Below are 11,543 nucleotides of genomic sequence, written 5' to 3' on the forward strand. Positions count from 1 at the left end.
ACGTCGACTGGCCTGTCGTCGGCAACCAGCTCGATCTCGTCGCTGTCCACGTCGACCTCGACCGGCATCAGCTCGTTGTCCACGGGCCTGAGCTCGACCGACAGCTCGGTCGCTTCGCTGTCGACTTCCACGTCGACCGGTCTCTCGTCGGCGACCAGCTCGATTTCGTCGCTCTCCACGTCGACCTCGACCGGCATCAGCTCGCTGTCCACAGGCCTCAGCTCGACCGATAGCACCGTGGCTTCGCTCTCGACCTCCACGTCGACCGGCCTGTCGTCGGCGACTAGCTCGATCAGCTCGCTCTCGACGTCGACCTCGACCGGCATCAACTCGCTGTCCACGGGCCTCAGCTCGACCGACAGCTCAGTGGCTTCGCTGTCGACCTCCACGTCGACCGGCCTCTCCTCGACCAGCTCGATCAGCTCGCTGTCCACGTCGACCTCGACCGGCATCAACTCGCTGTCCACGGGCCTCAGCTCGACCGACAGCTCAGTGGCTTCGCTGTCGACCTCCACGTCGACCGGCCTCTCCTCGGCAACCAGCTCGATCAGCTCGCTGTCCACGTCGACTTCGACCGGCCTGTCGTCCGCGACCAGCTCGATCGGCTCCCTGTCCACCAGCCTGAGCGCGACCAACAGCTCGCTCACGTCGTTGTCCACGTCGACCTCAAGCAGCGTCACGTCGCTGTCCACGGGCCTGAGCTCGACCAACAGCTCGGTGGCGTCGCTCTCGACTTCGACGTCCACCGGCCTCTCGTCGGCGACGAGCTCGATCAGCTCGCTGTCGACTTCGACCTCGACCGGCCTGTCGTCGGCAACGAGCTCGATCAGTTCGCTGTCGACTTCCGCGTCGACCGGTCTCTCGACGGCCACCAGCACGATCCTGTCGCTGTCCACGTCGACCTCGACGGGCCTGTCGTCGGCAACCAGCTCGATCACATCGCTGTCCACCTCGACGTCGACCGCGATCGAAGCCGCGAAGACGCACTACTACAGCGTCAACGACAACGGCACGCAGCAAGGCAACTACGCCAACAACGGCGCGACGGGCGTCAACTCGCTCGCAGCCGGCGTGAACGCCAGCGCAGCAGGCGCCAGCAGCGTCGCGGTCGGCGACGGCTCGAACGCGGCATCGACCGGCGCGGTCGCCATCGGCCAGAACGCAGCGGCCACCGGCGGCAAGGCGGTGTCGATCGGCTCCGGCAACACGGCGAGCGGCGACGGCGCGGTCGCGATCGGCGACCCGAGCATCGCAACGGGCACTGGCGCAGTCGCACTGGGCGCGAACGACACGGCGACCGGCACCGGCGCAGTGGCGCTCGGCAACGCGAACACGGCCACCGGCAACAGCGCGATCGCCCTCGGCAACTCGAATCAGGCCACTGCGGACAACACGATCGCGCTGGGCAACCAGGCTGTCGCAAGCGCCACCGGCGCCCAGGCCTACGGTTCGGGTGCGTCAGCCACCGCCGCGGATGCGCTCGCCTTCGGCACGAACGCGCAAGCCAACGTCGCGAACTCGATCGCCCTCGGCGCGAACTCGGTCACAGGTACCGCGGTGGGCACCTCGAGCGCCACGATCGGCGGCGTCACGTACTCCTTCGCGGGCACCTCGCCGGTAGGCGTGGTTAGCGTCGGCAACGCAGCCACGGGCGCCACGCGTCAGATCACGAACGTCGCGGCAGGCCAGGTATCGGCCACGAGCACGGACGCGATCAACGGCAGCCAGCTCAACGCGACGAACCAGGCGCTCAACAGCCTGTCCACGTCGACCGCGTCGAACATCTCGTCGCTGTCGACCGGCATCGGTTCGCTGTCCACGGGCCTGAGCTCGACCAACAGCTCGCTGACGTCGCTGTCCACGTCGACCTCGACGGCGATCACCTCGCTGTCGACGGGCCTCAGTTCGACGAACAGCAACCTCACGTCGCTGTCCACGTCGACGTCGACCGGCATCGGCTCGCTGTCGACCGGCCTGAGCACGACGAACAGTACGGTGGCCTCGCTGTCGACCGGCGTGACGAATCTCGGCGATCAGGTGAGCCAGTTGTCGACGACGATCAACAACAACAGCACGCGATCGGTGAACAACACCGCCGTCGCGGCCGACATGAACGGCACCGGCTCCGACCGGCCGACGGTCACCGCCGGCTCGAACTCGGTGGCGATCGGCGCGAATTCGAACGACGGCGGCCGTTCGAACGTGGTGTCGGTCGGCAGCGACACGCAGCAGCGCCAGATCACGAACGTCGCGCCGGGTACGCAAGGCACGGACGCGGTGAACGTGAACCAGCTGACGCAGGTGCAGACGACGCTGTCGACGGCACTGTCGGGCCAGCAGGCGCAGATCAACTCGCTGGGTTCGCAACTGCAGCAGACCGACCAGATGGCGAAGCAAGGTATCGCGGCCGTCGGCGCGATGGCGTCGATCCCGCAGCTCGATCGCGACGCCAACTTCGGGATGGGTGTCGGCACCTCGTCGTTCCTGGGTCAGAAGGCGATGGCGGTCAACATGCAGGCGCGCATCACGGAGAACCTGAAGGCGTCGATCAACGGCGGCTTCAGCGGCGGTCAGAAGGTGATCGGCGCCGGCATGCTGTACCAGTGGAAGTAACCCGTCGCGCCGCCATGCCGCCGGCTCACGAGCCGGACGGCACCGGGCGGCCCCGACGGCAGGACGAGCCCGCCGCGCAACGCGTGGCGGGCTTCAGTCAACCCAGGCATTGAGGACGTAATCGTGAACAAACTCGCTCTTGCGCTCGCGCTTTCCGCGACGGCCCTCGCCGCGTGCTCGACCGCATCCGGCCCGACCTACAGCGCATCCGAACTGCAGCCGCGCGACGGCGTGCGCACCTTCCAGGTGGACTGCCACGGCCTGCTGTCCGGCCCGCAGACCTGCATGAAGGCCGCTCGCAAGATCTGCGGCGACCAGCCGGTGCGCACCGTCGACTCGGCCCGCGCGCTGCGCGACGGCTCGGACCCCGCGACGCTCGTATTCCAGTGCGGTGCCGCGCCGGCAGCAGCGGCGTCGGCCGTCGAGCCGGCGCCCGCGTCGGTGCCCGCCGCGGTCGAACATGTGAACCTCGCGGGCGACGCGCTGTTCGCGACGGGCCTGGCCACGCTCACGCCGGCCGCCCGCGCGTCGCTCGACAAGCTGCTGAGCGAGCGCGAAGACCGCACGTACACGCAGGTGACGGTCACCGGCCATACGGATTCGGTCGGCCGCGACGCCGCCAATCTCGCGCTGTCGAAGCGCCGCGCGGAAACCGTCGCAAGCTACCTGAAGGCGCACGGGCTGAAAGCGCAGTCCGTCTCGGTCACGGGCCGCGGCAGCGCCGACCCGGTCGCGTCCAACGCGACGGCCGAAGGCCGCGCGAGCAACCGCCGCGTCGAGATCTCGCTGCAGCGCTGAACCGCCGGCCGTCGCGGGCTCGTGCGCCCCCGCGCCTGCGCGCGACAGCCCTCACCGGCACCTTGCTGCCCCCGTCGACCCCGCGTCGCCGGGGCCCCGGCTCCCGCGCCGGCGGCTATGTCAAAGTTCGTCAGCCCCCTCCACAAAACGGCGCCTTCCGTGCCACAATCGCCGCACACAGCTGCCGAGGCGTTCCGCCCGCGTCGCGTGCGGTGCCAGACGCGCCCGACGACATTCCGGAATCCGGCGGCCGCATCGCGATCCGCGCCGCTCGACGCGCATTCCAGTGCGCGCCGGCGCGAACGCGACCACGACAATCCACGGTGCGCCGTTTCGCGGCCACGGGCGGACACACGACGCCGCAGAGGAAACCAACCGGTGACGGACATCAATCAAGCCGCCTCGCGCGGCACCCGCAAGCAACGGCCGGCCGTCGGCATCTCGCTGTTTGCGCGGGACGGCCAGATGATCTGGGAAAACGGCATTCACCAGAACATCGCGTTCCTCGCGATGATGCTCAAGCGCTCCGATCGCGTCGGCCCCGTCTATTTCCTGAACGGCGGCGACGCCAACGCACTGCCGACCGGCCTCGACCTCGACGGTCTCGACGTGCCGCTCGTGAAGCCTGCCGACGTCACGCACGAACTCGACGTCGTGATCGAGATGGGCGCGCAATTGCCGGTCGAATGGCTCAGGCACATGAAGGCACTCGGCAAGAAGATCACTGCGTTCTTCTGCGGCCACATGTATGCCGGCGTATGCGAAACGCCGATCTTCGGCAAGCCGTCGGGACACATTTACAACGGTGGGCCGTTCGATGAGGCATGGCTGCTGCCGCAGTACGCGAAGACCAGCGCGCCGATGCTGCAAACCCTGTTGCGCGCGCCGGTGCACCTGATGCCGCACATCTGGTCGCCGTACTTCCTCGATCGCCGCATCGCCGCGCTGGCGAGCGAAGGCCTGACGTTCGGCTATCGGCCCGGCCGTCGTCCATGGAATCTCGCCACGCTCGAGCCGAACATCTCGGTCGTGAAGTCCTGCCACTACCCGATGCTCGCGTGCGACGAGTTCTACCGTGCACAACCGGACGCGGTGCAGCATCTGTTCGTCGTCAACTCGATGCACATGAAGGCGCATCCGACCTTCTTGCACTTCGCGAACAGCCTCGACCTGGTGCGCCAGCACAAGGCGACGTTCGAGCCACGCATCGACCTGCCGGGCTTCATGGCGCGCCACGCGGACGCCGTCGTGTCCCACCACTGGGAAAACGCGCAGAACTATCTGTACTACGACGTGCTGTACGGCGGCTATCCGCTGATCCACAACTCGACGCTGCTCGGCGACGCCGGCTACTACTACCCGGATTTCGATTCCGCCGGCGGTGGCCAGGCGCTGCGCGATGCATGGCTGCATCACGACGAGCGGCTCGACGACTATCGTGCGAAAACCGACCGGCTGCTGCAGTCGGTCTCGATCGACAACCCCGCGAACCTGGACGCGTTCGTCGCGCGCCTGGTCGCCTGAACCGGAGCATACGCATGTCGGACTCCAAAGCCCGTCGAGCACCCGGTGAGGGCAAGCGTCTCGTCGTCGGCGTATCGCTGTTCGTGCGCGGCGCCGGCCAGTCGCTGTGGGAAAACGGCATCTTCCAGAACTGCCTGCTGCTGATCCTGCTGCTACGCCAGTCGCCGCTCGTCGCGGAAGCCGTGATGGTGAACGGCGGCGAACAGCTCGCCGATCCGCAGATGATGCTCGGCGAATGGGACGTGCCGCTCCTGTCGATGGACGAAGCGCTGGAGCGCTGCGACGTGCTGATCGAAATGAGCGCGCAGTTCGGCGCCGACTACCTGCGCGCGTTCCGCGACCGCGGCGGCAAGGTCGTCACGATGCGGGTCGGCAACGACTACGTGATCGACATCGAGCGGGCGATGTTCGACAAGCCGTCGGGCTTCCTGTTCTCGGGCGCGCCGTACGACGCGGTATGGACGATTCCGGAATTCGAGCGCTCGTGCCTGCACTATTACCAGACGGGCCTGCGCGCGCCGGTGACGATCGTCCCGCACATCTGGCATCCGATGCTGTTCGACAAGGCACGCGCGACGCTCGGCGCCGGTTTGTCGTTCGGCTACCAACCGGGCAAGCCGCGCTGGCGCGTGACGATGTTCGAGCCGAACATCTGCATGGTGAAGACGAGCATCATCCCGATGCTGGTGACCGAGGAGGCATATCGCGCGAAGCCCGAATTCCTCGAGTTCGTGCGCGTGTGCAACACGCTGCACCTGAAGGAACACACGACGTTCGTCCATTTCGCGAAGAGCCTCGACATCGTCAACCACGGGATCACGACGTTCGAAGGCCGCTATGCGGTGTACGAGTTCATGGCCGCCTACGGCGACGCGGTGATATCGCACACGTGGGAAAACGCGCAGAACTACCTGTACTACGAACTGCTGTACGGCGACTATCCGCTGATCCACAACTCGCCGTTCCTCGGCAAGGCCGGGTATTTCTATCCGGACTTCGATTGCCAGGCCGGCGGCCGCGCGCTGCTGCAGGCGTTCGCCGAGCACGATGCGAACCTCGACGCGTACCGCGAGCAATCGAAGCACGTGCTCGACTCGGTCAGCATCTACAACCCCGACAACGTCGCCGCATATTCCGACGCGATCGCCGCGCTCTATCGCGACGCATGACGCGCCGCCTCCTCCGGACTCCGACATGAACGCATACCCGCCCTTCTCCCGCACGAAATGGCTGATCGGCTGCGCCATCGCGTCGATTGCGATCGGTGCGCACGCGCAATCCGGCGGCGAATCGGCCGACGCGCTGCTGCGCGATGCCGATGCGGTCTTCAAACAGCTCGACGCCGGGCAGTACGGCGCAGTGTGGAACGACTCCGCCGCGTTCGTGAAGGCGCACATCAAGCAGGAGCAGTTCGCCCTGGACATGCAGCGCGCGCGCCAGTCGGTCGGCATGGTCAGCCATCGCGGCTGGGCACAGATCACGCGGATTCGCTACGCGAATTCATCGACGACGCCCGACGGGCTTTATGCGAATGTCGACTACGCGACGACGCTCACGACCGGGACGACCGTATACGAAAAGCTGAGCTTTCGCCTCGACGACGACGGCCGCTGGCGCCTGACCGGCTACGTGCCGCGCCAGTCGCAGAACTACATGCCTTGAACCGCGCACCGTCCGCCCGGAGCAGCCGATGAAAATCAATGTCGCGATTACGATGAACGTTCAGCGCGACGCGACGCAGTCGATCTGGTACAACGGCGCGAACCAGCATTGCGTGTACCTGTACATGCTGCTGAAACGCTCGCCGCTGATCGGCGAAGTGTGGCTCGCGCACGACGACGGCATCACCGACTACCCGCAGGCGCTGATGATGGACGCATTCGGCGACGCGCTGCGGCCGCTGTCGGCGATCGTCCACCAGACCGACCTGCTGATCGAGATGAACGCGTTCATCGATCCGTCGCACGCGGACGCGGTGCGCCAGCGCGGCGGCAAGTGCGTGTCGTACCGCTTCGGCAATGACTACGTGATCGCGGTCGAGACGATCAACTTCGAGAAGAACAACTGGCGGCCGAACCCGAACCGCGTGCAATTCGACGAGATCTGGACCAACCCGCAGCACATGCACACGTGCGCGGCCTATTTCCAGGCCGTGTATCGCGCACCGGTGATCGAGCTGCCGCACATCTGGTCGCCGTACTTCATCGAACGCAGCCTCGACGCCGATCCCGAACTGAAGGCGCGCTTCGGCTACCGCAATCACGGCCCGGCCAAGCGCATCGCGTTCTTCGAACCGAACCTGAACGTCGTGAAGAGTTCGATCGTGCCGATGCTGGCCGCGAACGCGTGCTACGTCGAGCACCCGGAGCTCGTCGAGCACGTGTACATGACCAACACGTTCGACAAGAAGGAAAACGTCGCCTTCAAGCATCTCGCGCTCGGGCTCGAGATGGTGCGCGACGGCAAGGCGACGGCCGACGTGCGCGCGCCGTTCGTCGCGTGGGCCGCGCATCACACCGACATCGTCGTGTCGCACCACTGGGAAAACGGCCTGAACTACCTGTTGTACGACGCGCTGTACGGCAACTACCCGCTCGTGCACAACTCGCCGTTCCTGCGCGACGTCGGCTATTACTACCCGGACTTCGAGATCTTCGACGCGGCGCGCGCGATCGCGACCGCCGCGCAAACGCACGACGCGCGGCTCGACGATTACGCCGCAGCGGGCCGCCGCTGTCTGCAGCAGGTTGACACGCTCGCGGACCACAACGTCCGCGCGTATTCCGAGCAGATCCAGCGCCTGTTCGCCGGGCGCGCGCTCGGCTGACCTCCTTCACACGCGCCCGCCCATGAATCAGACCGTCCGCAATTTCGTCGTGATCGATTCGATCCACGGCCCGTTTCTCATCAACCGGCACTGCGCGTTGCAGGCCGAGGCGCTGATCAAGACCGGTCGGCCGCATATCCAGGGGGAACTCGACACGATCCTGCACGTGATCGACCAGTTGCCCGACGGCGCGATCGCAGTGGACGGTGGCGCGAATGCGGGGCTCGTGTGCGTGCCGATCGCGCATCGGCTGCGCGGGCGCGGCGGCACCGTCTATGCGTTCGAGCCGCAGCGCACGCTGTTTCATGCCCTCGGCGGGACCATCGCGCTGAACCAGCTCGACAACCTCCACTTGCTGAACATGGGGCTGGCCGCCGCCAACGGCACGATGAAAGTGCCCGACGTCGACTACGGACAGGATGCCGACTTCGGGCAGGTCTCGCTCGTCGACGAGCAGGCGTCCGGCGGCACGCCGACGCCGGTCGTGCGGCTCGATTCCCTCGGCCTGCCTCGGCTGGACTTTCTGAAGCTCGACATCGAAGGCATGGAGATCGACGCGCTGCGCGGCGCGCGCCGGCTGATCGAGACGCATCTGCCGTGGTGCTGGATCGAATACTGGAAGGTCGGCGAGGCGTCGATCATCGATACGTTCGCCGGTCTCGACTACACGTTCTACCGGATCGACGCGCTGAACATGCTGTGCGTGCCGAACCCGCGCTGGGACCGGCAGCGCCTGTTCATCTCGGGCGAACCGATCGGCAATGCATCCGCGCGCGCACATGACGACGCGAATGCCGTCGCGGCCGCCGAGACCGACCCGCCCGAAACGCACTGGAACCGCGCGCTCGAACACGAGGCGCGCTGCGAATGGGGCCACGCGATCGACCGCTGGCTGCGCGCGCGCGGCCGGGGCCTCGACGACGACGCGATCGCGTTCCAGCTCGCGTCGTGCTACGGCTTCGCCGGCGCGCCCGACGCCGGGCTCGCGGCACTCGAACGCATCGGCGACCCGGCCGCGCTGCCCGACGCGCTGCGCGGGCGTGTCGAACTCGCGCGCTCGGCGCTGCTGCTGCGTGCCGGCCGGCGCGACGAAGCCGCGCGCGCGACCATCGCCAGCGAGAACGTGCTGACCGCCGCGCAGTTCGGGCTGCCGATCGAACGGCTTTACGACGGCCAGCCGCTGCACGGCAAGCGACTGCTCGTGATCAGCTACGGCGGTGTCGGCGACCAGCTCCAGTACGCACGCTACCTGCATACGCTCGACGCGCTCGGCTGCGCGGCGGTGACGGTCGTCGTCCCGGCCGCGCTGGTCAGTCTGATGCGCCATACGTTCCCGCGCATCGAATTCGTCGGCGCGCACGGCGCGTGGGTCGACACGTCGCAGCTTGCGCACGACTACTGGTGTTCGTTCCTGGTGCTCGCCGCGCAGTTTGGCTATGCGCCTGCACCGGCCGGCGCGCCGGCCGCGTACCTGTCGTGCCCGCCCGAACGGGCGGCCGCCTGGCGCGAACGCGTCGCGCGCGACGGCAACGCACCGGGCACGCGTCGCATCGGCCTCAACTGGCGCGGCCGCGCCGAAAGCGATACGCGCTTCCTGCGCGCGGCCAGCCTGCGCGATCTCGCGCCACTCGCGCGACTGCATGGCCATGCCGCGTACTGCATCAACCGCGACATCGCCGCGCACATCGAGCCGTCGGATTTGCCGGTCACGTTCCCGCATCACGCGATCGACGATTTCAGCGATCTGGCCGCGCTGATGCTCGCGATGGATGCCGTGGTCACCACCTGCACCGTGCACATCCACCTGGCCGGCGCGCTGGGTGTGCCAGCGGTTCTGCTGCTGAGCCCGAAAGCCGATGCGCGCTGGGAAACCGGCTCGCGTACCGCGCTGTATCCGGGCATCCGGATCGTGCGCGCAGCGCGTCCGGGCCAATGGGACGATGCGGTCGATCGCGCGCTGGCGTTCGTGCTCGGGGAATTCGGAAAAGACTGACGGGGTGCCTGGCGGGCGCCGCACGCCCGTGATCGGCGAGCGTCAGGCGCGGCGCGCGAGCGGACGCCAGGGCGGCACCGGGTCGCCGCCGTGCGTGGCAAACAGGCGGCCATGCCGGCGTCCGATCCGCACGAGCCCCGCGAAACAGCGGAGCGCGGCACGGCTGGCCTGGCCGGCGTGCCGCGCGAGGCTGCCGGATACACCGCGCGCAATCGCCGAATCGTCGCCGCAGGCGCCCGCAAACACGCCGGCATAGTAGTGCCGCGCCGCGAGTTCGCGGCCGTCGGCGTCGAGCGGCTTCATCCGGTGAATGCGGTGCGCAACGGCCTTCAGGCCATCGAGATACGGTGCGATGTCGAACCGCGCATCGGTCGATTCGGCGCCGAGCTCCCGCAGCATGTCTGCCAGTTCGGCGATCGCGACGAGTTCGCACGCATCGGCCGCCCGCGTGCCCGTTCCGTGCCCGGCTTTCGTCGTCGCCATACCCACGCCCCTTTCCGATCCTTCGTTGCCCTGTGCCGGCACGCCGCGCCCGCGCCGCGGTGTCATGCGGCGGCCGGTGACCGCCATGTAAAGCGGATGCCCTGCGCCCAGGCGACGCCGGAATCGAGGATGATCTGCCGGTCGACCTCGTTCTCCACGCCTTCGACGACGACATGCCGCGCGCTTTCGTGCGCGAACGCGATCAGCCGGCGAAACTGGTAGCGCCCGATCGCGTTGCGCTTGATCAGCGACAGGACCGACCTGTCGAGCTTCAAGATGTCGGGGTTGCCGACCACCAGGTTGTTCAATGCGCTGAAGCCGACGCCGAAGTCGTCGATCGCGACACGGCACCCGGTCTGGCGAAACCGGTTCACGAACGACCGGCCCGCGACGGGATTCAGCGGCCCCGTCTCGGTAATCTCGACGACCAGCCGAGCCGCGACCGACGGCTCGCGCTCGAGCCGCCTGAAAATGGCCAGCCACGCGTCGTCCACCACCGCGCTCATCGCCGCGACGTTGCAGCCGTACACGGCCTTCGGATCGGCACGCAGCGCGTCGATCGTCCGGCCCACCACGAGCCGGTCGAACCAGCGCATCAGCCCGAGCGATTCGAGGCGCGGCAGGAACGCGAGCGGCGGCAACGCCTCGCGCGATCCCATGCGCAGCCGCGCAAGGCATTCGTGATACAGCACGCCGCCCGACAGGTCGGCGCGGCAGACCGGCTCGCGCGCGAATCCGAGCCGGCTTTCGACGAAACTGCGTACCGACGCAAGGTCGGGGTGATCGTCATGCGCACCGAACACGAGATCGATCTCGTCCCGATTCGTTACGCTATTCGCCTCCAGGCGAGGTTCGACCGCATTCATCCGGCGCTCCGGCAAATGTCGGACCGCCGATGACGGCCCGCGCTTTCGATTCATATGGCGCGAGCCGACCACGACACGCACCACCGCCTACCCGGCCCATCCTCTTGTTTCGATCTTTTCCGGGAGCGTACTTTTTAATTCGGCGCGCCGTCAAACCCGATATTGTCAATGATATTCAAACACTGAAAATACACCACGCGCACACGTCGAAAACAGTGCGGCAGATTACACAAAATCACCTGCGAAGCGCTAATCGAAACCGTTTATTTTCCACACCCGAACATCGCCCGGCGATTCAGATTACCGCTAGGCTCGTTTCAAAAATCGGATGTCTGGTATTTTGTATGATGAATATCCGCCAGCGAAACCCTGTCCGGAGCCTCCGCCCGGCTTCGCTACAACCGTCCGCACGTTGTGCCGACATGACTCGGCGCTGCGC

General features: G+C 67.1%; 9 protein-coding genes. 7 read left to right on the forward strand and 2 right to left on the reverse strand.

Features of this window, described 5'->3' with window-relative positions; genetic code table 11:
- The 7 genes from WS75_RS32310 to WS75_RS16760 form a co-directional block, all read left to right on the forward strand.
- Positions 1-2,613, forward strand: a 2,613-nt coding sequence (locus WS75_RS32310; protein WP_179948925.1) for a YadA family autotransporter adhesin, incomplete at its 5' end; no start/stop codon positions are given.
- 123 nt (positions 2,614-2,736) lie between these two features.
- Positions 2,737-3,411 (forward strand): OmpA family protein, encoded by a 675-nt coding sequence (locus WS75_RS16735; RefSeq protein WP_059681488.1) that lies wholly within the window; start codon positions 2,737-2,739, stop codon positions 3,409-3,411.
- 378 nt (positions 3,412-3,789) lie between these two features.
- Positions 3,790-4,935, forward strand: a complete 1,146-nt coding sequence (locus WS75_RS16740; RefSeq protein WP_059681489.1) for a DUF2827 domain-containing protein — start codon at positions 3,790-3,792, stop codon at positions 4,933-4,935.
- 14 nt (positions 4,936-4,949) lie between these two features.
- Positions 4,950-6,104: a DUF2827 domain-containing protein gene (locus WS75_RS16745; RefSeq protein ID WP_059681490.1), complete on the forward strand. Its 1,155-nt coding sequence runs from the start codon at positions 4,950-4,952 to the stop codon at positions 6,102-6,104.
- A gap of 25 nt (positions 6,105-6,129) precedes the next feature.
- Entirely contained in the window at positions 6,130-6,597 is a 468-nt protein-coding gene (locus tag WS75_RS16750; RefSeq protein WP_059681491.1) for a DUF4019 domain-containing protein, read from the forward strand.
- Positions 6,598-6,625: 28 nt separating this feature from the next.
- Complete coding sequence (locus tag WS75_RS16755; RefSeq protein WP_059681492.1) at positions 6,626-7,762, forward strand: DUF2827 family protein; 1,137 nt, start codon at positions 6,626-6,628, stop codon at positions 7,760-7,762.
- Positions 7,763-7,784: 22 nt separating this feature from the next.
- Positions 7,785-9,755, forward strand: coding sequence for an FkbM family methyltransferase (locus WS75_RS16760; RefSeq protein ID WP_059681493.1), 1,971 nt, complete (start codon positions 7,785-7,787; stop codon positions 9,753-9,755).
- A gap of 42 nt (positions 9,756-9,797) precedes the next feature.
- Here WS75_RS16760 and WS75_RS16765 read toward each other — a convergent pair whose 3' ends face one another.
- The gene (locus WS75_RS16765) at positions 9,798-10,238 is read right to left on the reverse strand and encodes a hypothetical protein (RefSeq protein WP_059681508.1); all 441 of its coding nucleotides are present in this window, start codon (positions 10,236-10,238) and stop codon (positions 9,798-9,800) included.
- Positions 10,239-10,300: 62 nt separating this feature from the next.
- Complete coding sequence (locus tag WS75_RS16770) at positions 10,301-11,104, reverse strand: EAL domain-containing protein (protein ID WP_059681494.1); 804 nt, start codon at positions 11,102-11,104, stop codon at positions 10,301-10,303.
- Between the last annotated feature and the right edge of the window lie 439 nt (positions 11,105-11,543).

The sequence above is a fragment of the Burkholderia sp. FL-7-2-10-S1-D7 genome (genome assembly GCF_001524185.1).
GTDB classification, from domain to species: domain Bacteria; phylum Pseudomonadota; class Gammaproteobacteria; order Burkholderiales; family Burkholderiaceae; genus Burkholderia; species Burkholderia diffusa.